Source organism: Sphingomonas glacialis, from assembly GCF_006439055.1.
GTDB classification, from domain to species: Bacteria; Pseudomonadota; Alphaproteobacteria; order Sphingomonadales; family Sphingomonadaceae; genus Sphingomonas; species Sphingomonas glacialis_A.
The window spans coordinates 121573-141670 of the sequence record NZ_RCZC01000006.1 but is presented as its reverse complement, the minus strand read 5'-3'; the positions used below and the strand labels follow the sequence as shown (position 1 = coordinate 141670).

At 68.7% G+C, this 20098-nt stretch carries 17 protein-coding genes; 12 read left to right on the top strand and 5 right to left on the bottom strand.

All coding sequences use genetic code 11. The features are described 5' to 3' along the window. Position 1: 1 nt before the first annotated feature. The 7 genes from tsaE to EAH76_RS17955 all read left to right on the top strand — a co-directional run bounded on the left by tsaE (position 2) and on the right by EAH76_RS17955 (position 9616). On the top strand, positions 2 to 442 hold the full coding sequence (gene tsaE / locus EAH76_RS17990; RefSeq protein ID WP_140851655.1) for a tRNA (adenosine(37)-N6)-threonylcarbamoyltransferase complex ATPase subunit type 1 TsaE: 441 nt from the start codon (positions 2 to 4) through the stop codon (positions 440 to 442). Beyond that, the gene (locus tag EAH76_RS17985) at positions 439 to 1428 is read left to right on the top strand and encodes an aminoglycoside phosphotransferase family protein (protein WP_194151038.1); all 990 of its coding nucleotides are present in this window, start codon (positions 439 to 441) and stop codon (positions 1426 to 1428) included. Before tsaE ends, EAH76_RS17985 begins: the two co-directional genes overlap by 4 nt. Continuing rightward, positions 1425 to 2186, top strand: coding sequence for a nucleotidyltransferase family protein (locus tag EAH76_RS17980; protein WP_140851654.1), 762 nt, complete (start codon positions 1425 to 1427; stop codon positions 2184 to 2186). The genes EAH76_RS17985 and EAH76_RS17980 overlap by 4 nt, the downstream gene beginning before the upstream one ends. Further along, on the top strand, positions 2179 to 5139 hold the full coding sequence (gene addB / locus EAH76_RS17975) for a double-strand break repair protein AddB (RefSeq protein WP_140851653.1): 2961 nt from the start codon (positions 2179 to 2181) through the stop codon (positions 5137 to 5139). Before EAH76_RS17980 ends, addB begins: the two co-directional genes overlap by 8 nt. 141 nt (positions 5140 to 5280) lie before the next feature. Then, positions 5281 to 8727 (top strand): double-strand break repair helicase AddA, encoded by a 3447-nt coding sequence (addA, locus tag EAH76_RS17965; protein WP_140851652.1) that lies wholly within the window; start codon positions 5281 to 5283, stop codon positions 8725 to 8727. Positions 8728 to 8793: 66 nt separating this feature from the next. Next, the gene (trxA, locus tag EAH76_RS17960) at positions 8794 to 9117 is read left to right on the top strand and encodes a thioredoxin TrxA (RefSeq protein ID WP_140851651.1); all 324 of its coding nucleotides are present in this window, start codon (positions 8794 to 8796) and stop codon (positions 9115 to 9117) included. A 100-nt stretch (positions 9118 to 9217) separates the two neighbouring features. Next, positions 9218 to 9616 carry a PEGA domain-containing protein gene (locus EAH76_RS17955; RefSeq protein WP_140851650.1) on the top strand — a complete coding sequence of 133 codons (399 nt, stop codon included), beginning with the start codon at positions 9218 to 9220 and terminating at the stop codon, positions 9614 to 9616. Positions 9617 to 9627: 11 nt separating this feature from the next. Here the strand turns inward: EAH76_RS17955 and EAH76_RS17950 are convergent, their stop codons facing one another. Continuing rightward, complete coding sequence (locus EAH76_RS17950) at positions 9628 to 10533, bottom strand: glutathione S-transferase family protein (protein ID WP_140851649.1); 906 nt, start codon at positions 10531 to 10533, stop codon at positions 9628 to 9630. A gap of 141 nt (positions 10534 to 10674) precedes the next feature. Continuing rightward, positions 10675 to 11901: a bifunctional glutamate N-acetyltransferase/amino-acid acetyltransferase ArgJ gene (gene argJ, locus EAH76_RS17945; protein ID WP_140851648.1), complete on the bottom strand. Its 1227-nt coding sequence runs from the start codon at positions 11899 to 11901 to the stop codon at positions 10675 to 10677. A 230-nt stretch (positions 11902 to 12131) separates the two neighbouring features. Between argJ and EAH76_RS17940 the strand changes: the two genes are divergently transcribed. The 5 genes from EAH76_RS17940 (at position 12132) to EAH76_RS17920 (ending at position 16971) form a co-directional block, all read left to right on the top strand. Beyond that, positions 12132 to 12974, top strand: a complete 843-nt coding sequence (locus EAH76_RS17940; RefSeq protein WP_140851647.1) for an EF-hand domain-containing protein — start codon at positions 12132 to 12134, stop codon at positions 12972 to 12974. A 74-nt stretch (positions 12975 to 13048) separates the two neighbouring features. Continuing rightward, positions 13049 to 13486 carry an energy transducer TonB gene (locus EAH76_RS17935; protein WP_161989086.1) on the top strand — a complete coding sequence of 146 codons (438 nt, stop codon included), beginning with the start codon at positions 13049 to 13051 and terminating at the stop codon, positions 13484 to 13486. Between the two features lie 62 nt (positions 13487 to 13548). Then, complete coding sequence (locus EAH76_RS17930) at positions 13549 to 13812, top strand: hypothetical protein (protein ID WP_140851645.1); 264 nt, start codon at positions 13549 to 13551, stop codon at positions 13810 to 13812. 85 nt (positions 13813 to 13897) lie between these two features. After that, positions 13898 to 16633 (top strand): preprotein translocase subunit SecA, encoded by a 2736-nt coding sequence (gene secA / locus EAH76_RS17925; RefSeq protein ID WP_140851644.1) that lies wholly within the window; start codon positions 13898 to 13900, stop codon positions 16631 to 16633. Between the two features lie 89 nt (positions 16634 to 16722). Next, positions 16723 to 16971 (top strand): hypothetical protein, encoded by a 249-nt coding sequence (locus tag EAH76_RS17920; protein ID WP_140851643.1) that lies wholly within the window; start codon positions 16723 to 16725, stop codon positions 16969 to 16971. A gap of 130 nt (positions 16972 to 17101) precedes the next feature. Here the strand turns inward: EAH76_RS17920 and mtgA are convergent, their stop codons facing one another. From mtgA to rpoH, 3 genes are read right to left on the bottom strand one after another with little or no spacing between them, the layout of a single operon-like run. Further along, a complete protein-coding gene (gene mtgA / locus EAH76_RS17915; protein WP_241659774.1) occupies positions 17102 to 17845 on the bottom strand; it encodes a monofunctional biosynthetic peptidoglycan transglycosylase in 744 nt (247 codons plus the stop codon). A gap of 23 nt (positions 17846 to 17868) precedes the next feature. Beyond that, entirely contained in the window at positions 17869 to 19140 is a 1272-nt protein-coding gene (locus EAH76_RS17910) for a flavin monoamine oxidase family protein (protein WP_140851642.1), read from the bottom strand. A gap of 4 nt (positions 19141 to 19144) precedes the next feature. Beyond that, positions 19145 to 20050 carry an RNA polymerase sigma factor RpoH gene (rpoH, locus tag EAH76_RS17905; RefSeq protein WP_010186101.1) on the bottom strand — a complete coding sequence of 302 codons (906 nt, stop codon included), beginning with the start codon at positions 20048 to 20050 and terminating at the stop codon, positions 19145 to 19147. Positions 20051 to 20098 lie beyond the last annotated feature (48 nt).

Below are 20098 nucleotides of genomic sequence, written 5' to 3'. Positions count from 1 at the left end.
AATGATCCTTGCCGATCCGCAGGCCAGCGAGGCGCTGGGCGCGCGCCTCGCGACGCTCGTCGCGCCGGGCGACGTCATCACGCTGTCGGGGACGCTCGGCGCGGGCAAGACGAGTATCGCGCGGGGACTGCTCGCCGCGCTCGGGCTGCCGGGGGAGGCGCCGTCGCCGAGCTTTGCGATCGTCCAGCCGTATGCGCCGCCCGAAGTGCGCTTGCCCGTGCTGCACGTCGATCTCTATCGCATCGATGATCCCGACGAGATCGAGGAACTGGGCCTCGACGACGCGGCGGGCGATTCGGTGCTGCTGATCGAATGGCCCGAACGCGCGCCCGGCTGGTGGCCCGAGGCGCTCGCGCTGGCGCTCGAGATGCTCCCCGACGGCACCCGCCGCTTGACAGCCAGCGTACCCGCTGGCTGGAGAGCGCGATGGCAGCAGATATGATTCCACCGTCCGGCGCGCCGGCGTTTCTCGCGGCGCATGGCTGGGGCGGCGCGGCGATTCTTCCGGTCGCGGGCGATGCGTCGTTCCGGCGCTATTTCCGCGTGCGCGACGGGGCGCGCAGCGCGATCCTGATGGACGCGCCGCCGCCGCACGAGGATCCGCGCGACTTCATCGCGATCGCGCGCTGGCTCGGCGAGCACGGCTTTACCGCGCCGACGATCGACGCGGTCGATCTCGACCAGGGGCTGGTGCTGCTCGAGGATTTCGGCGACGTCCAGATGCGCGAGACGCTCGACGCCGATGCCGCGCGGGGATCCTCTCTCTATGGCACCGCGATCGATACGCTGGTGCGGCTCCACGGATTGCCCGCGGCCCCGGTGCCGCCTTACGACCGCGCGGTGCTCCACCGCGAGGTCGGCCTGTTGACCGAATGGTATTGCTCCGCGGTCGGCGTCACGCCCGATCAGGCGCGCTATGACGCAGCATGGGACGCGGTCTTCGCGCCCGTGCTCGCCGAACCGGGCGTCACCGTGCTGCGCGATTATCATAGCGAAAATCTGATGATGATCCGCGGCGGGACGTGCGAGCGTACGCTCGGCCTGCTCGATTTCCAGGATGCGCTGGTCGGGCATCCCGCTTATGACCTCGTCTCGTTGCTGCAGGATGCGCGGCGCGATGTCGATGAGAGCGTGGAGGCCGAGATGTTGGCGCGGTACAAGACGGCGACGGGCGCGGGTGACGCGTTCGACACGGCCTATCACGTGCTCGGTGCGCAGCGGAATGCCAAGATCGTCGGCATCTTCACGCGGCTGTGGCAGCGCGACGGCAAGCCGCGTTACGCCGGGCTCTGCCCGCGCGTGTGGCGCTATCTCGAGCGCGACCTCGCGCATCCCGCACTCGCGCCGGTCAAGGCGTGGTTCGACGCGACGCTGCCGGCCGAGCTGCGCGGCGACCCGCTGCAGGTCGCGACGAGCGCCGCGGCGTGATGCAGCCCAAGCGCACGCTGCGCCTGCGGCCGGATTCGGACGCTAAGGTGCCAACCACCGCGATGGTGATGGCGGCGGGGCTCGGCACGCGAATGCGCCCGCTCTCGGCGATGCGGCCCAAGCCGCTGATCAAGATCGGCGGGACGACCTTCATCGACCATGTGCTCGACCATCTGCGCAGCGCGGGCGTGTCGAAGATCGTGGTCAACACGCATTACATGGCCGACATGCTCGAGGCGCATCTCGCGGTGAATGGGCACGGCCTCGAGGTGACGATCTCGGACGAGCGCGGCAAGCTGCTCGAGACCGGCGGCGGGCTCGTCAAGGCGCTGCCGCTGATCGACGCCGACCCGTTCCTGTGCGTCAACACCGACAATATCTGGCTCGACGGGCCGCTCGATTCGCTCAAACTCATGGCCGACGCGTGGGACGATACGCGGATGGACGTGCTCATGCTGATGATCCCGCAGGCGCGCGCCAACCATAATGCCGGGCTCGGCGATTTCTATCTCGACCCGGTCGGGCGGATCGCGCGGCGCAAGGCGGGGCGGGTGGCGCCCTATGTCTGGACCGGGATCCAGATGCTGTCGAAGCGGCTGATCGTCGATCCGCCGAGCGACGCGTTTTCGACCAACGTCTTCTGGGATCGCGCGATCAAGACGGGACGCGCGTTCGGCATCGTCCATCAGGGCTTGTGGTTCGACGTCGGCACGCCGGCTGCGATCCCCAAGACCGAGGCGATGCTCGCCGATGGCTGAGGGGCCGCGGCTCTTCACGATCCCCGCGCACCGCGCGTTCGCCGATGCGCTGGCGGCGGGGCTGATCCGACAATTTGGTGGGGATGATCTCGGGCTCGCCAAGGGCCTCGTGCTGCTCCCCAACAACCGCGCCAAGCTGGCGCTGACCGACGCCTTCGTGCGCGCGAGTTCGGGCGGGTTGTTGTTGCCGCGGCTCGTCGCGATCGGCGATCCCGCGCTCGACGAAGCGATCGGCGCGGCGCTTGATCCGGTCGATGCGCCCGAGCCGGTGCCGCCCGCGGTCGCGCCGCTCGAACGGCGGATGATCCTCGCGCGGCTCGTCGCCGAGGAGCGCGCGCGCGTCGGGCTGCCGGTCGATGCGGCCGAGGCGGTGCGGCTCGCGGGGGATCTCGCGCGCACGCTCGATCAATTGCTGGTCGAGGAAATCGCGCCGCGGCAGTTGCGCGAGATCGAGCTGAGCGAGGCGATGTCGGCGCATTGGGAGCGGGCGCTTGCCCTGTTCGGGATCGTGCTCGATCGCTGGCCCGAGGAACTGCGTCGGCTCGGCCGGATCGACGCGGCGGCGCGGCGCGGGATGCTGTTCGAGCGGCTGGCGACGCGCTGGCGTGCTGCACCGCCCGCCGGGTTCATCTGCGCGGCGGGGGTGATCGACAGCGCGCCCGCGGTGGCGCGGCTGCTGCGCTGCATCGCCGATAGCTCGCGCGGAATGGTGGTGCTCGCCGATCTCGCGACCGGGATGGATGAAGGCGAATGGCAGGCGCTCGGCCCGCATGCGCCCGATCCGGTGAGTGGCCTGTCGCGGCGATCGATCGAGACGCATCCGCAATTCCATTTGAAGCTGCTGCTCGAGCGGATGGGGGTCAATCGCGGCGAGTTCCGCACCTGGCGCGACGGCAGCGATCACGACGCGACGATCGCGCGCGGCAAGGCGGTGGCGAACGCGCTGTCGGTCGCCGACTATACCGCGCGCTGGACGACGCTCGGCCCCGAGCAGCGGCGCCTGGCGGGGATTTCAGCCGCCGAACTCGCGACGCCGGGCGAGGAGGCGCAGGCGATCGCGCTCGCGCTGCGCGCTGCGCTCGAGCCCGAGGCGGGCGAGCTGATCGGCACGCGCACCGCGGCGCTGATCACGCCCGATCGTGGGCTGGCGCGCCGTGTTGCGGCGCATCTCCAGCGGTGGAACATCACCGTCGATGATTCCGCGGGGCGGCCGCTGTCGATCCTGCCGCCGGGGACCTTGCTGACGGCGCTGGCCGAGGCCGCGACGCAGCGGTTTGCGCCGCTCGCTCTGCTCACGCTGCTCAAGCATCCGCTGGTGCGCAGCGGAGCGCCGCGTGCGGTGTGGCTGTCGGGGGTGCGTGCGCTCGACCGGGCTTTGCGCGGGCCGCGGCCGGCGGCGGGGCTGGCGGGGATCGACACGCATTTGCGCGAGGCGCGGCACGCGCGCGCTGCGCTTGAATGGTGGCCGGAGGCGCGCGAATTGCTCGTACCGATCGAACGCGTGTTCGGGGCGGGTGCGCAGCCGCTCGGCGCGGTGCTCGAGGCGCTGCGCACGACCGCGCAGGCGCTATGCGGCGATGCCTTGTGGTCGGGCCCCAATGGGCGCGCGGCGGCGGAATTGCTCAACGAGGCGGAGGCGCATGCCTTGCAGGGGCCGCCCAGGATCGACCCAGCGAGCCTTGCGCCTTTGCTCAAGACGCTGATGGACGAGGTCGCGGTGCGCTCGCGCCAGGGCGAGCATCCGCGGCTGGCGATCTACGGCTTGATCGAGGCGCGGTTGCAGACTGCCGACATCATGATTTTGGGCGGCTTGAACGAGGGGACCTGGCCGGGTCTGCCCGCGCCCGATCCGTGGCTGTCGCCGCGGATTCGGGCCGAGCTTGGGCTTCCTGGGCTCGACCGTGGCGTTGGTCTGGCGGCGCATGATCTGGCGCAGGCGCTTGGTGCGCCGACAGCGCTGATCACGCGCGCGCGACGTGGGGGTACGCAGCCGGCGATCGCGTCGCGCTTCTGGCTGCGGCTGCAGGCGCTCGCGGGCGAGCGGTTCGAGCGTGCGTCGGCGCTCGAAGGCTGGGCGCGCGCGCTCGATGATCCCGGGGTGCATGCGCCGGCCGAGCAGCCTGCGCCGGTGCCGCCGCCCGAGCGCCGGCCCGAGAAGATTGCGGTCACCGATGTCGACCGGCTCAAGGCCGATCCTTACGCTTTCTATGCCAAGCGGATCCTTGGGCTGGCGCCGCTCGATCCGGTCGATGCCGATCCGAGCGCGGCTTGGCGGGGCACTGCGGTGCACGACATTCTCGAGCGCTGGGCGAAGGAGGATGGCTGCGCGCTCGACCGGCTGCACGCGCGCGCGTTGGCGATGTTCGAGGGCGCGCATCCGATGCAGCGCGCGCTGTGGAAGCCGCGGCTGATGGAGGCGATCGACTGGATCGTCGCGCAGATGGGGCGCAACCTCGACGAGGGGCGGCAAGTGCTCGCGGTCGAGCAATCGGGGGCGGTGTCGCTTGCGGGGGTGATGCTGACGGGGAAGTTCGACCGGATCGATCGGTTGGCCGATGGGACGCTCGCGGTGATCGATTACAAGACGGGCAAGCCGCCGTCGCCGGCAGCGGTGCGCGAAGGGTTCAGTCTGCAGTTGGGGCTGCTTGGGCTGATTGCCGAGCGCGGCGGGTTCGACGCGATTGCGGGCAAGGCGCGCGGGTTCGAATATTGGTCGCTGTCGAAGAAGGGCGATGCGTTCGGGTATGTGACGTCGCCGGTCGATGCGGCGGGGAAGGGCGACAAGGTTTTGCCCGAGGATTTCACGAGTGTGGCGGCGCGGCACTTTTCGGCGGCGGCTGCGGACTGGCTGACGGGGATGCGCGCGTTCGAGGCGAAGCTGCATCCGGAATATGCGCCGTATGCCGAGTATGACCAACTGATGCGGCGGGATGAATGGTATGGGCGTGAGTAAGCTCGGCCTTCTTCCTCACCTTCTTCCTCCCCTCCCTGGAAGGGAGGGGATCGAGGGGTGGGTTGCTCTCAATGGGAACGTCTCGCTCTCCACGGGCCGACCCACCCCCAACCCCTCCCTTCCAGGGAGGGGAGGATTTAAATGAGCGTCACCCACTCACAACGGCCCCTTCCGATCCTCAAGGATGCGCAGGCGCGAGCGAGCGACCCCGGCGGGCACGTCTGGCTCTCCGCCTCGGCTGGCACGGGCAAGACGCAAGTGCTCACCGCGCGCGTTTTCCGGTTGCTGCTGACCGGCGTCGATCCGGGCGCGATCCTGTGCCTGACCTTCACCAAGGCGGGCGCGGCCGAAATGGCGGTGCGGATCGGCGATCGGCTCGCCGCCTGGGTGCGGATGCCCGAGCCCGAGCTCGTCTCCGACCTGCAGGCGCTCGGCGAGGATCCGTCGCCCGCGCTCCGGGCGCGGGCGCGGACGCTGTTCGCGCGCGTACTCGATTCGCCCGGCGGCGGGATCCGTATCCAGACGATCCACGGTTTCTGCCAGAGCCTGCTCGCCGCCTTCCCGGTCGAGGCGGGGCTGGTGCCCGGCTTCCGCCCGATCGAGGCGCGCGAGGAAGCGGTGATGGCGCGCGATGCGCTCGCCGAGATGCTCGTCGCCGCCGAAACCGAGGGCCGCGACGCGCCGGTCGCGACGGTCGGCGCGCTGAGTTTGCGGCTGGGCGAGGGCGAGGCGGAGAAATTCCTGCTCGCTTGCGCGCGCGCACCCGCGGCGATGGCCGAGTTGCCGATGGGGGAAGGTGTGCGGCCCTTCATCCGCCGGGCGCTCGATTTGCCGCAGGGTGAGATCGAGGCGGAGATCACCGCCGCATGCAGCGATGTTGCGTTCGATACCGACTCGGTCGCGCGGCTTGCGGCAGCCAACCGCGCCTGGGGCACCGCGACGGGCGGCAACCATGCCGATGTCGCCGAATGCTGGGTCGAGGCCGACCCTGCGATGCGCGCGCGGATGCTCGGCGATCTGATCGGCGTGCCCTTCACCGCGAAGCGCGAGCCGCGCAAATATTCGCCCAAGCTGCTTGCCGCCGATCCGGAATATGCCGATCTCGCGGTCGAGATCGGCGAGGCGTGCGCACACCTTCTGGGCCTGCGCGAGCGCGCGGCTTACGCCGATCTGCTCGCCGATGCGCTGTCGGTCGGGCGCGATTATGCGGTGACCTACGAGCGCGCGAAACGCCGCCTCGGCGCGGTCGATTTCGACGATCTGATCCGCGCGACGATCAGCCTGCTCGGCCAGCCGGGGATGGGCGAATGGGTGCGCTACAAGCTCGACCAGGCGACCGACCATGTGCTGATCGACGAGGCGCAGGACACCAATCCCGCGCAATGGGCGATCATCCATGCGCTGGTCGAGGAGTTCTTCGCGGGCGAGGGCGCGCAGGATGCGCGCGTCCGCACGCTGTTCACCGTCGGCGATTTCAAGCAGGCGATCTTCGGCTTCCAGGGGACGCACCCGCTCTATTTCGCCGCCGCCGAGAAGAAGCTCGGCACGCTCGCACGCGACGCGTGGGAGGCCGATGACGAGCAGCGCCGCCAGACCGGCACGATGCGCGCGCGGCCGTGGCACCGGCTGTCGCTGACGCAATCGTTCCGCTCGACGCGGCCGGTGCTCGAATTCGTCGATGCGGCGATCGAGGCGCTGCCCGAGCCCGGGCTCGGCGCGATCGCCGACCGCGAGGTGCATGCGAGCGAAGTGCCGGGGCCGGGCACCGTTACGCTGTGGCCATTGGTCGTCGCGGGCGGCAGCGACGAGGATGAGGAGAGCTGGATCTCCGATTCGACGCGCGAGCTCGCGCGGCAGATCGCGCGGACGATAAAGGGCTGGATCGGCACGCTGATGCTCGAGAGCAAGGGGCGGACGCTGCGGCCCGAGGACATCATGATCCTCGTCAAGCGCCGCGGCGAGCTCGCCTCGCTGATCGTCGCGCGGCTCTATGCCGAGGGCGTGCCCGTTGCGGGGGTCGATCGGTTGCGGCTCAACGCGCCGCTGTCGGTGCAGGATCTGCTCGCCGCGATCCGCTTCGTGCTGCAGCCGGCCGACGATCTGTCGCTTGCCGCGCTGCTCGTCTCGCCGCTGATCGGGTGGAGCCAGGAGCGGCTGATGCTCGCCGCGCCGCCGCGCACCGGGAGCCTGTGGCGGCATATCTCAACCACCGAACCGCGCGAGGATATCGCGCCGCTGTTCGCGATGCTGGCGCGCGCCGACATCGCGACGCCCTACCAGTTTCTAGAGGAACTGCTGTCGGGGCCGCTCGGCGCGCGGCGCAATCTCGTGCGGCGGTTGGGACAGGAAGCGCGCGATCCGATCGAGGAATTGCTCAGCGCCGCGCTCGATTTCGAATCGCTGGGGACGCCGTCGCTGCAGCGCTTCCTCGACTGGTTCGATCGTGGCGAGGTCGAGATCAAGCGCGATCCGTCGGCGCCGCTCGATGCGGTGCGCGTGATGACGGCGCATGGCGCCAAGGGGCTGCAGGCGCCGCTGGTCATCCTCGCCGATGCTGCGGTCGATCCGACGCGCTCGCCGCGCTCGACGCTCAACTGGCGCGCCGACGACATGGCGAACGAACTGCCCGTCATCCGCCCGCGCAAGGGCGAGGCGACCGGGCCGCTCGCCGTCTTGGTCGAGGAAACCGCGGCGCGCGATCTCGAGGAGCATTGGCGGCTGTTCTATGTCGCGGCGACGCGCGCCGAGGAGCGGCTGGTGATCGCCGGGTCGGTCGGGCCGCGCGCACAGGGGATCGCGCCCGAGCAGAGCTGGTACGCCGCGGCCGACCGCGCGATGACCGCGCTCGGGATAGCGGGCGAGGGCGCGCGCGACTTTGCCGGGCGCGAGCCGCAGCGTCCTGTCGCGCCCGATCGCCGTGCGGCACGTGGGAGCACCGTGGCCGAGCCGGTTCCCGATTGGGCGCTGCGCCCCGCGCCGCAGGAAGCCCGCCCGCCGCGTCCGCTCGCGCCGTCGTCGCTTGGCGAGGATGCGGTCGCCGATGCGCCGCCGACGCCTGCCATGCGCGCGGCGGCCGAGCGCGGGCGGCTGATCCATGCGCTGTTCGAACGCTTGCCGGCGGTCGCGCCCGAGCTGCGGGCCGAGGCGGCGGATCGCTGGCTTGCGCAGGCGGGCGCGGTCGAGGAGGCGAAGGCGCGCGCGCGGATCATCGCGCCGGTGCTGGCGGTGCTCGACGATCCGGCGCTGGCCGAGCTGTTCGGCCCGACCGCGCTGGCCGAGGCGCCGATCGCCGCGGTGCTGCGCGACGGGTTCGTCGTTTCGGGGACGGTCGACCGGCTGCTCGTCACGCCCGAGCTGATCCGCGTGGTCGATTTCAAGACCGGGCGCGCGGTGCCGGCGGGGCTCGCCGACGTGCCCGCCTATCATCTCAAGCAGATGGCGGCCTATGTGGCCGCGCTCGCGGTGATCTTCCCGCAGCGCCGCGTCGAGGCGGCTTTGCTCTATACCAGCGGGCCTACGCTGCACGCGTTGCCCGACGACCTGCTGGCTGTACACAAGCCAGGCTTTGCGGGGGTGGAGCAAAGCTAGCAGTCGTGCGCTTGAGTGTGCTGCGTGCGCATCCTATCTCTGCGTTCACACGAAGGAGTTTTCACCATGGCGACCAAAAAGATCACCGACGCGAGCTGGGAAGCCGACGTCACCAACGCAACCGGTCCGGTGCTGGTCGATTTCTGGGCGGAATGGTGCGGCCCGTGCAAGATGATCGGGCCGAGCCTCGAGGAAATCTCCGAGGAACTGGGCGAGAAGGTGACGATCGCCAAGCTCAACATCGACGACAATCCCGATGCGCCGGGCAAGTACGGCGTGCGCGGGATCCCGACGATGATCCTGTTCAAGAACGGCGCGCCCGCCGCGACCAAGGTCGGCGCCGAGCCCAAGGGCCGGTTGAAGGCCTGGCTCGAGGGCGAGCTCGCCTAAGTTGCTATCGCGGGTTAGGCTGTTAGCGCGTTGAAACGATAGCCTTTCCCGGATACTTTCCCGCCAGTGCGTGAGACCCACGCGCTGGCGGAGGCATGTCATGAGCATAGCGAAACGCGTGAGCTCGCCGGTTGTAGCGGCCCTCTTGCTTGGCGGGTGCGCGACCGTGTCGCACGGCACCCGGCAGACCCTCGACGTTCGCTCGCAGCCGCCTGGCGCCGATGTGAGCACGTCGATCGGGGTCAGCTGCATCACGCCGTGCACGCTGACGCTCAAGCGCAAGACCGGCTTCGTCGCGACGCTTCGCAAGCCTGGCTATAAGCCGATCGAAGTCACGGTCAGCAGTGTCGATACCGAACGGCCGGGGGCTGCCGCCCGCAGTGCGCTGACCACCGGCCTGGTCGGTTATCTCGTCGATCGCGGCAACGGGGCGTTGCGCGAGCTCAAGCCCAACCCGATCGACGTGACGTTGACGCCCGAGGCGACGCCGCACCCCTGACGGCAGACGCCTTATGCGGGCGCGAGGATCTGGCCGATCCGCGGGAAATGCACCGCAACGCGCCCGACGTGCGGATCCTCGCGCAGCACGACGATCTCGCGCGGCGTCAGGCGCACGAGCGCGCCGCTTACCGCATCCGCGCCAGGGTCTTCGGTTCGAACGGTGACGCTCTGGCTGGCCGTGAAGCCGCTGTCGGGCTCGATCAGTTCGATCGCGGTCGGTTCGGCATCGCGCGCGATCGCCAGCGCTTCGGCCGCGGACAGGTCGGTCGGCGTGCCATGACCGATCGCGGTGATGCGCTCGAACCAAGCGGCGAGATGCGGGAGGCGGGCCGTGCGCGCGTCCTTCATCCCGAAATTGCCGTGGAACCACAGGTTCATCGCCGCCGCGCAATCGGCATAGCCGGGCGCGTCGCCGCCGAGGAAGGCGCGCCCGTCGCTCAGCGCATCATCAAGCCGCGCGAGCCAGCCGGTGAATTGCGCGAGCAGATGCGGCGCGGCCTTGGCGATGCGGTCGCGATCGAAGCCGAACAGTTTCTTGCGGTCATCGAAGAAGGCGTCGGGGATCCGGTCGAGGAACGGCGCCATCGCCGAGCCGACCGCCTGGCTGAAGGTCGCGCCGCCCGCCTGCAGCGCGAGCACCGCGTGCAAGCGGCCGAGCGGGGCGGGGAACAGGCTCGGGCCGGGCAGCGCGGCCTCGATCGCCTCGATCGCGATCGCGGTGTCGCAATAGATGTCGGCGCCGATCTGCAGCACCGGCGTCTTGCGATAGCCGCCGGTGAGCGGGGTGAGGTCGGGCTTGGGCGCGATGTCGGGGATGATCACCGAGCGCCACGCCGCGCCCTTGATGCCGAGCGCGATCCGCAGGAGCTCGCTATACGGCGAGCGCGGATAATGGTGGAGGATGATCTCGGACATCGTGGCTCTCCTGCTGTGTTTTATCTTTTATCGTTGGTGCTCCCCGGCGAAGGCCGGGGCCCAGTTGCGGGCGGTTGATCGTCGTACGCTGCCCCGCCCTCAAGACCTTCGCGACTGGGCCCCGCCTCCGCCGGGGGAGCCTTAGCTGCGATAATCCGCGTTGATCGAGATGTAGCCATGCGTCAGGTCGCACGTCCAGACCGTTGCGCTGCCCTCGCCCAGGCCGATATCGACGCCGATCTCGATGTCCTGCCCCTTGAGATGCGCGGCGACTGGCGCCTCGTCATAGCCGACCACCGCGAGGCCGCCCTGCGCGACCTGCGTATCGCCGAAGCGGATCGCGAGGCTGTCGCGCTCGGCGGGTTCGCCGGCCTTGCCGACCGCCATCACGACGCGGCCCCAATTGGCGTCCTCACCCGCGATCGCGGTCTTGACCAGGGGCGAGTTGGCGATGCTGAGCGCGATCGTCCGGGCGCTGGCGTCGCTCTCCGCGCCCGTCACGGCGATCTCGATGAACTTGGTCGCGCCTTCGCCGTCGCGCACGACGAGATGCGCGAGCTGGAGGCACAGGTCGGACAAGGCCGCACGGAAGGCGTCGGCGCCGGCATCCTCGGCATCGCTGAGCGGTGTATTGCCCGCCTTGCCGGTCGCGAAGGCGAGCACGCTGTCGCTGGTCGAGGTGTCGCTGTCGACGGTGATGCACGAGAAGCTCGCGCGGTTCGCCTCGCTGAGTGCCGCCTGCAGGAAGGCGGGCTCGACCGCGGCGTCCGTGAAGATAAAGCCGAGCATCGTCGCCATGTCGGGCGCGATCATCCCCGAACCCTTGATGATGCCGACGAGCGTGACGGTACGTCCATCGACCACCGCGGTCGTCATCGCCGCCTTGGCGAAGGTGTCGGTCGTGCCGATCGTGTTGGTCGCCTCTTCCCACGAGCACGGCGCGGCGGAGAAGGCGGCGTCGAGCCCGGCCTCGGCCTTGTCGATCGGCAGCGGCACGCCGATCACGCCGGTCGAGGCGACGAAGATATCGGACGGCTGGCAGCCGAGCTGCCCCGCCGCGCGTGCCGCGATCACTTCGACTGCAGCGCGGCCGCGCGCGCCAGTAAAGGCGTTGGCGTTGCCGGCATTGACCACAATCGCGCGCGCCTGGCCGAGCACGAGCGCGGCGCGGCACCATTCTACCTCGGGCGAGGGGCATTTGCTCTGCGTCAGCACGCCCGCGACGCTGGTGCCCGGATCGAGCGTGATGAAAGTCAAATCGGTGCGCTCCCACGCCTTGTAGCCGGCACGCGCGACATGCGGCGTGACGCCGGCGATCTGCGGCAAAAGCGGGAAGGGGCGGGCGAGCGGGGAGCGCGGGCTGGTCATGCTTCGCTCATAGATGCGCGGCCGCAGCGACGCAAAGGGCGAGCTGCCGCCAAGCCCGATTGAGCAGTATCGCGGGTGATCCGCGCCAAGCCCCTGACGAAGCGCGAAAAAGCCGGGCGCGATCGGTTCGTCGGACCACCGCACCGTTTCGTCGCACCCGTCACGGTCTGCCTTGATGCTGCCCGGTCCGCCGCGACTGATCGCGATCGCCCCCTTTCGGAGTTTCGATCATGCGCTTGATCCTGCTGACGTGCCTTGCCCTGACGACCACGGCCTATGCAGGCGGTGCGACCGCGCAGCAGCCCATGCCCGGCGCGCCGCGCGGCGATGGCCCGCCGGATCGTCGCGGGCCCGTCCGCAGCAAGTTGTTCGTCAGCCCGATGGGCGAGCCGGTCCGTGCGGAGGCAAACGGCGTCGATCCCGAGACGCGCTGGTTCGAGACCGCCGACACCAATCATGACGGGATCCTCACCCCCGCAGAATTCACGGCGGATGCGATGCGGTTCTTCGCGGTGCTCGATCGCGGGCATGACGGCGAGATCGATCCCGACGATATCGAGTTCTACGAATCCGAGCTTTTGCCCGAAGTTCGCGTCGGCGGTGGTCCTGGTGGCGGTGGGGCCCCGCGCGGCGGAGGTGGCGGCGGGCGCGGCGGTGGTCGGCGCGGCGGAGGAATGGGCGGGGGCGGCATGGGCGGCGGTGGCATGGGTGGTGGCGGTATGGGAGGCGGCGGTATGGGCGGCCCGCCTGGCGGCGGCGGCGGCGAGGGCGGCGACGGCGAAGCGGCTCGGCCGATGCGCCAATTCGACAATTCGAAGGCCGGTGCCGCCCGCTATGGCCTGTTCGACTATCCCGAGCCGATCACGCCGATGGACACCAATTTCAACCGCGGCATCAGCCCGGCCGAGTTCGAGGCCGCTGCCGATAAGCGCTTCGCCATGCTCGATTCGAAGAATGTCGGCGTGCTGCGCTTGAAGGATTTGCCGCGCGTCTCGGCTGAGAGCTTCGCGCGGCCGCACCCCCCAGGCGGTCCACGGCCGGGTGGCCCACGCCCGGTTCGCGACGACGAGTAAGCGCGCGCCGTGCTGGGGGAGGGGAAACGCCGCGAAGCGGTGATGATCGTGGTCTGCGCGTACTGGGGATCGCCGTGATCCTGCTGCTGAGCATCGGGATCGCGACGGTGCGCGATTCGCCTGCGGACTGGGATGCGGATTCGCCGCGCGACCGCGCCAAACCGGTCGCGCCCGCCTACCGCCCGTCGTCGGCTCAGCCTGAGGCGGAGCCGCCCTCTCCGCACGGCGCGATCCCGATCGGCGGAGCCGCCGAATGGATCACCGCCGATGATTATCCTGCCGCGGCGCTCGCGCGGAACGAGCAGGGCAAGGTCGGTGTCGAGCTGGCGATCGGCGATACCGGTAGCATCGTCGCGTGCCGCATCAGCGAGAGCAGCGGCCACGAGTCGCTCGACCAGGCCGCGTGCCGCGCGCTGCGCAGCCGCGCGCGCTTCGCCCCGGCGCGCGATGCGAACGGCACGCCGATTGCCGCGACCTGGCACCGCAATGTCGTCTGGCGCCTTCCGTCCTGATCGGTAATGGAGGCGCGAGTCGCTGGACGTGCGCGCGGTTAGTCCCTAGATCGCGCGGAGCCATGCCGTTTCTGCTGCTTCTCTCTGCCCTCCTGACCGCGCTCACCGGCGTGGTGAGTGGCGTGCGACCGGTCGAGATCAGCGCGCAATGCCCGCTGGCCGCCGCGCAGACGCAGCGTCTAGCAGTTGCGGTCGCGCCGTTCGTGTTGGGCCATCGGCATCTGCTCGGCGCGTTTGGGCTCACCGACAGCTTTGCGCTTGCCGATTCGCTGCCCGCGCTGCTGTCGGCCGCGCCGCGGCTGTATCTGGATCGCCCACGGGCTTGATCCGGCGGCGCTGATCGCGCTCGCCAGCTCTCATCCTATTCTGCGCAGCCTTCGTGCGCGCGCTCTTATCGTACAGGAATTGCCCATGTTCGGTGGCCTCGCCAAAACGCTCTTCGGTTCGTCCAACGACCGCTATGTCAAATCGCTCGGTGCGATCGTTACCAAGATCAACGATTTCGAGCCCGTCATCTCGGCGATGTCCGACGAGGACCTCTCGGCCCAGACGCTGCGCTTCCGCGAGCGGCTTGCCGCCGACGAGAAGCTCGACGACCTGCTCCCCGAAGCCTTCGCCACGGTGCGCGAAGCCGCCAAGCGCGCGCTCGGCCAGCGGCATTACGACGTGCAGATGATCGGCGGCATCGTGCTCCACCGCGGCGAGATCGCCGAGATGCGCACCGGCGAGGGCAAGACGCTCGTCGCGACGCTTGCCACCTATCTCAACGCGCTGCCGGGCAAGGGCGTCCACGTCATCACGGTCAACGACTATCTCGCTGCGCGCGATGCCGGCTGGATGGCGCAGGTCTATAATTTCCTCGGGCTGACGGTCGGCGTGATCGTTCCGAACCTGTCGGACGAGCAGCGCCATGCCGCTTATGCCGCCGACATCACCTACGGCACGAACAACGAGTTCGGCTTCGATTATCTGCGCGACAACATGAAGTACGACCGCGAATCGATGGTCCAGCGGCCGTTCGCGATGGCGATCGTCGACGAGGTCGATTCGGTGCTGATCGACGAGGCGCGCACGCCGCTGATCATCTCGGGCCCGACCGACGACAAGTCCGATCTGTATCGCTCGGTCGATCTCGTCGTGAAGCAGCTCGCGGCCGAGGATTACGAGAAGGACGAGAAGCAGAAGTCGATCATCCTCACCGAGGACGGCACCGAGAAGGTCGAGCGGATGCTCGAGGATGCCGGGCTGCTCGAGGGCGCCAACCTCTACGATTTCGAGAACACGCAGGTGGTCCACCACCTCAACCAGGCGCTGCGCGCCAACATGATGTTCAAGGCCGACACCGATTACATCGTCAAGGACGGCAAGGTCATCATCATCGACGAGTTCACCGGTCGCATGATGGACGGGCGCCGCTGGTCGGATGGCCTGCACCAGGCGGTCGAGGCCAAGGAAGGGGTCGACATCGAGCCCGAGAACCAGACGATGGCCTCGATCACCTTCCAGAACTATTTCCGCATGTACCCCAAGCTCGCGGGCATGACCGGCACCGCGGCGACCGAGGCGGCCGAATTCTACGACATCTACAAGATGAACGTGGTGACGATCCCGACCAATGTCGGCGTCAAGCGCGTCGATGAGGAAGACGAATTCTACAAGGACACCGCCGACAAGTTCGCGGCGATCGCCAAGAAGATCAAATATCACGCCGATCTCGGCCAGCCGGTGCTGGTCGGCACGGTGTCGATCGAGAAGTCCGAGCTGCTCAGCGACTTCCTCGTCAAGGAAGGCGTCGAGCATGCCGTGCTCAACGCACGCCAGCATGAGCGCGAGGCGCACATCGTCGCGCAGGCCGGCCGCGCCGGCGCGGTGACGATCGCCACCAACATGGCGGGCCGCGGCACCGACATTCAGCTCGGCGGCAATCTCGAATTCCTCGTCAATGACGAGCTGTCCGAGATGCCCGAAGGCCCCGAGCGCGACGCCGCGATCGCGAAGATCAAGGAACAGATCGCTGCCGAGAAGGCAGCGGTGCTCGCCGCGGGCGGGCTGTTCGTGCTCGGCACCGAGCGCCACGAAAGCCGCCGCATCGACAACCAGCTGCGCGGCCGCTCGGGTCGTCAGGGCGATCCCGGCCTGTCGCGCTTCTATCTCAGCCTCGACGATGACCTGCTGCGCATCTTCGGGCCGGACACGCTGTTCGCCAAGATGATGCGCAACAATATCGGCGATGGCGAGGCGATCGGCAGCAAGTGGCTGTCGAAGGCGATCGAGACCGCGCAGAAGAAGGTCGAGGCGCGCAACTACGACATCCGCAAGCAGGTCGTCGAATATGACGACGTGATGAACGACCAGCGCAAGGTGATCTACGAGCAGCGCGCCGACATCATGGACGCCGACACGGTCGGCGACGTGGTCGAGGACATGCGTGCGGAAACGGTCAACACGATCGTCGGCGGCGCCTGCCCTCCGGGCACCTACCCCGAGCAGTGGAACATCGAGGGGATGAAGGCGCAGCTCGCCGAGACGCTCAACCTCGAACCGCAGATCGAGGCATGGCTCGAGGAAGAGGCGATCGACCCCGAGATCATCGAGAGCCGCGTCCAGGCGATGGCCGACGAGATGATCGCGGAAAAGGCGGCATCGCTCGATCCCGACACCTGGGTTCGCGTCGAGAAGTCGATCCTGCTGCAGAATCTCGACCATCACTGGAAGGAGCATCTGGCGACGCTCGATGCCTTGCGCCAGGTCGTGCATCTGCGCGCGTACGCGCAGAAGACGCCGATCAACGAGTATAAGCAGGAAGCGTTCTCGCTGTTCGAGCGGATGCTCGCCAACATCCGCGAGGACGTGACGCGCACGATCGCGTTCGCGCAGTTCCAGCTCGAGCAGGCGCCCGACCTGCCGACGCTGCCCGACTTCATCACGCAGCATTTCGACCCGTTCACGGGTGAGGACGACACCTACGACCAGGACGGCGCGTCGTCGGGGCACATCACGACGCGGCTTGCGCCGCTGTCGATCCCGCAGCCCGATGGCAGCGAGATCGGGCAGGACCCGGCGCAGTGGGAGAGCACGGTCAGCCGCAACGCGCCGTGCCCATGCGGGTCGGGGCGCAAGTACAAGCACTGCCACGGCGCGGTGTGAGCGCCATTCCGACGCGGTGACGCGAAGTCGCCGCGTCGGGAACGATTGTCGAAGGCTCGGGTTTGTTTCCCCACACCAGGGAGACGACCATGAGCGACAAATACACCGAAACCCCGAACGTTACCGTCATCGAGCGCAAGGGTGGCGGCGGGGCCGCGATCTTTATCGGGTTGGTGCTGCTGGTCGCCGTCGTCGTCGGGGCGTTCTACCTCTTCAATCGCAGCCAGAACGACAACATCCGCACCGACGCGATCTCGGGCGCAGCGGACAAGGTCGGCGATAGTGCGAAGAAGATCGGTGACAGCGCGTCGAAGGCGACCGACGAGGCGGCTAAGTAAGGGCCGCCTCTCACCCAGCGTCACCCCGGCCTTGTGCCGGGGCCCACCGTGCCGCGCGCGCAACTACGGCAGTTTGCGCTGCGCGGTGGACCCCGGCACAAGGCCGGGGTGACGGCGTGGGGGAGTGGGCCTAGCGCAGGCAGGCGTCCAGGCCGTCGTTCCGAACCACGCCTACGCGGCGCGCGATCGTGTTGCCGTGGCGGCGCGTGAAGCCGCGTGGCGCAACCGCCGCGCGCTTCTTGGGGAGCGGCAGGACCGCCGCGATGCGGCCGGCCTCGTCGGGTGACAGGCGCGAGGCGTCATGGCCGAAATAGCGGTGCGCCGCTGCATCGACGCCGTAGGTGCCGATCCCCGTCTCGGCGACGTTGAGATAGACCTCCATGATCCGGCGCTTCCCCCAGATCGTCTCGATCAGCACGGTGAAATAGGCCTCGAGCGCTTTGCGCGGATAGCCGCCGCCCTGGATCAGGAAGACGTTCTTCGCGGTCTGCTGGCTGATCGTCGAGCCGCCGCGGATCCGCCCGCCGCGCGCGTTGCGCACCATCGCCGTCTCGATCGCGATGAAGTCGAAGCCGTGATGCGTGCAGAAGCGTGAGTCCTCGCCGGCGATGGCGGCGCGCGGCATGTTGCGGTCGATGTCCGACAGCGGGCGCCAGGTCTTGTCGATGCCGTGCCCGCCGAGCGCATCGCCGATCATCGTCAGCGTGATCGGCGGCGGGACGAAGCGATACACCACCACCATCAGGACCGAGATCAGCACGAAGCCGAGCACCAGCCGGACGATCCAGCCGAGCGTCCACCCAATCACGCCGCGCCGCGACGCGCTGCGAGGTCTGGGAAAAGGGGCGGCGCGGGATTGCCTGAAGTCGCTCATCCCTGCGTCTTAGGGCGCGGTGGTCAGCGCTGTCCACCACGTGCCGCAAGCACCGCTTCGGCAGCGGCGCGGCCGGTCGCATAGGCGCCGTGCGCGGTCGAGAAATCGTGCCGCGAACAGGCCTCGCCGGCGAAGAACAGGCGATCATCGACCGGAGCGGCGAGCACCGCACGTTGGCCTGCTGCACCGACGCGGGCGTGCGAATAGCTGCCGTGGATATGCGGTGCGTGCCGCCAGCGCGTGCGGGCGAGCGGGGTCAGTTTGGCGCGCCAGTCGCCGCCGAGCAGCGCCACCAGTTCGCCGATCGCAAACTCTTCGGCAGCACGGTCGTCCTTGTCTTCGAGCATCTCCGCACAGTCGCCGCCGATAAAGCCCTCGATCAGCGGCGTGCCGAACGGCGCGAGGCGGTAGCTGGCGGTGCAGGCGCTGTGCGGATCGCCGATGAGGTGGCCGTTGGGCGGCAGATCGGCGTCGGTGACGTGGAGGAAGATCTTGTCGGCGAGCCCCAGCGGCAGATCGGCGGCGGCGGCATGCTTGGCGGGAAGCGGGGGATCGAAGCGGATCGCTTCGCGCGCGAGCACAGTGGTCGGCACGGCGACGATGACGTGGCGTGTTTCGAGCGTTCCGCGGTCGGTCTCGACGCGGATCGTCGTGCCGCGGTGGTCGATGCGCGTGACCACGGTTTGGAGCTGTAGCGGCAGGCCGTGCGCATGCCGGGCGACGAGTGTGCCATAGCCTTGCTCGACCGCCCAATTGTCGTCGGTGGCGGCGTCTTCATACGCTGCCCAGTCGTGCAGCGAGACTTCCGACAGAGGTGCGCCATTGGCATAGCCCGATATCGCGTCGATCATCGGGCGCCACGGATCGTTGGTGGCGATGAACTCGCTGAGCGGGCGGTCGGGGCCACCAAGCGCTGAATGCGCGGCGGTGTCCCAGCGGTCCCAGGCGGCGTGATAGGCATCCTGCTCGTCACGCGGGAAACCGAGGTTGCGCCATTGGCTACCCCAATTGGAGGGGCTGCGATCGACGGTGAGGCCGTAGTGGCCGGCGAGCTTGGTCCAGGGGTTGCGCCTGGCGGAGTGGAGCCAGCCGCAGCCGTAATCGACCGTTATGCTCGCCGGCCTACGCAGGGGTGCGTCAGCAGCTGGGAGGTCCAGCGCCACGCTATGCGCGCGGCCACCGATGCGGTCCCCCGCCTCCAGCAGCAGCACATCGAGCCCCGCATCGTGCAACACACGTGCCGCGGCGATGCCAGCGGCGCCGGCACCGACGATGATCGCATCGGCACCGGCCATAGTCTTACGCTGCGACGAGCATCCGCTGGTCGCCGGCGATCCGCATCATCGCCTTTTGCAGCTTCTCGAATGCCCGCACCTCGATCTGGCGGACGCGCTCGCGCGAGACGCCGTAAACCTGCGACAGCTCTTCGAGCGTCTTGGGTTCGTCGGTCAGGCGGCGCTCGGTCAGGATGAACTGCTCGCGCTCGTTGAGATCCTCCATCGCCGCGGTCAGCATCGAGTGGCGGACGTCGGCCTCCTGCGCTTCGGCGACGACGGTGTCCTGCAGCGGGGCGTCGTCCTGCAGCCAATCCTGCCACTGGCCGTCGCCATCCTCACGCATGGGCACGTTGAGCGAGGTGTCGCCGCCCATCGCCATGCGGCGGTTCATGCTGGTCACTTCGGCCTCGGTCACGCCGAGATCCTTGGCGATCTTGGCGAGATGCTCCGGCGAGAGATCGCCATCCTCGAACGCGTCGAGCTTGGACTTCATCCGGCGCAGGTTGAAGAACAGCTTCTTCTGCGCGGCGGTGGTGCCCATCTTCACGAGGCTCCACGAGCGCAGGATGAATTCCTGGATCGACGCGCGGATCCACCACATCGCATAGGTGGCGAGTCGGAAGCCGCGATCGGCCTCGAACTTCTTAACGCCCTGCATCAGGCCGATATTGCCTTCTGAGATCAGCTCGCTGACCGGCAGGCCGTAGCCGCGATAGCCCATCGCGATCTTCGCCACGAGTCGCAGATGCGAGGTGACGAGCTGCGCGGCAGCGTCGGTGTCGCCATGCTCCTCGAAGCGCTTGGCGAGCATATATTCCTGCTCGGGCGCGAGGATCGGGAATTTCTTGATCTCGGAGAGGTAGCGATTGAGGCTCGCTTCGCCACCGAGGGCGGGAATCGTCGCGGGGACGTTGCTGCGGGCTGCCATGATCGTGTCTCCCTTTAATAGGTCGGGTGCCGTGAAACGCGGACGCCA

Bases quoted from the DNA above. Each gene is read 5' to 3' on its own strand.
- tsaE (WP_140851655.1), top strand. From the start codon at position 2: ATGATCCTTGCCGATCCGCAGGCCAGCGAGGCGCTGGGCGCGCGCCTC.
- EAH76_RS17985 (WP_194151038.1), top strand. From the start codon at position 439: ATGATTCCACCGTCCGGCGCGCCGGCGTTTCTCGCGGCGCATGGCTGG.
- addB (WP_140851653.1), top strand. From the start codon at position 2,179: ATGGCTGAGGGGCCGCGGCTCTTCACGATCCCCGCGCACCGCGCGTTC.
- addA (WP_140851652.1), top strand. From the start codon at position 5,281: ATGAGCGTCACCCACTCACAACGGCCCCTTCCGATCCTCAAGGATGCG.
- trxA (WP_140851651.1), top strand. From the start codon at position 8,794: ATGGCGACCAAAAAGATCACCGACGCGAGCTGGGAAGCCGACGTCACC.
- EAH76_RS17955 (WP_140851650.1), top strand. From the start codon at position 9,218: ATGAGCATAGCGAAACGCGTGAGCTCGCCGGTTGTAGCGGCCCTCTTG.
- EAH76_RS17950 (WP_140851649.1), bottom strand. From the start codon at position 10,533: ATGTCCGAGATCATCCTCCACCATTATCCGCGCTCGCCGTATAGCGAG.
- argJ (WP_140851648.1), bottom strand. From the start codon at position 11,901: ATGACCAGCCCGCGCTCCCCGCTCGCCCGCCCCTTCCCGCTTTTGCCG.
- EAH76_RS17940 (WP_140851647.1), top strand. From the start codon at position 12,132: ATGCGCTTGATCCTGCTGACGTGCCTTGCCCTGACGACCACGGCCTAT.
- EAH76_RS17930 (WP_140851645.1), top strand. From the start codon at position 13,549: ATGCCGTTTCTGCTGCTTCTCTCTGCCCTCCTGACCGCGCTCACCGGC.
- secA (WP_140851644.1), top strand. From the start codon at position 13,898: ATGTTCGGTGGCCTCGCCAAAACGCTCTTCGGTTCGTCCAACGACCGC.
- EAH76_RS17920 (WP_140851643.1), top strand. From the start codon at position 16,723: ATGAGCGACAAATACACCGAAACCCCGAACGTTACCGTCATCGAGCGC.
- mtgA (WP_241659774.1), bottom strand. From the start codon at position 17,845: ATGAGCGACTTCAGGCAATCCCGCGCCGCCCCTTTTCCCAGACCTCGC.
- EAH76_RS17910 (WP_140851642.1), bottom strand. From the start codon at position 19,140: ATGGCCGGTGCCGATGCGATCATCGTCGGTGCCGGCGCCGCTGGCATC.
- rpoH (WP_010186101.1), bottom strand. From the start codon at position 20,050: ATGGCAGCCCGCAGCAACGTCCCCGCGACGATTCCCGCCCTCGGTGGC.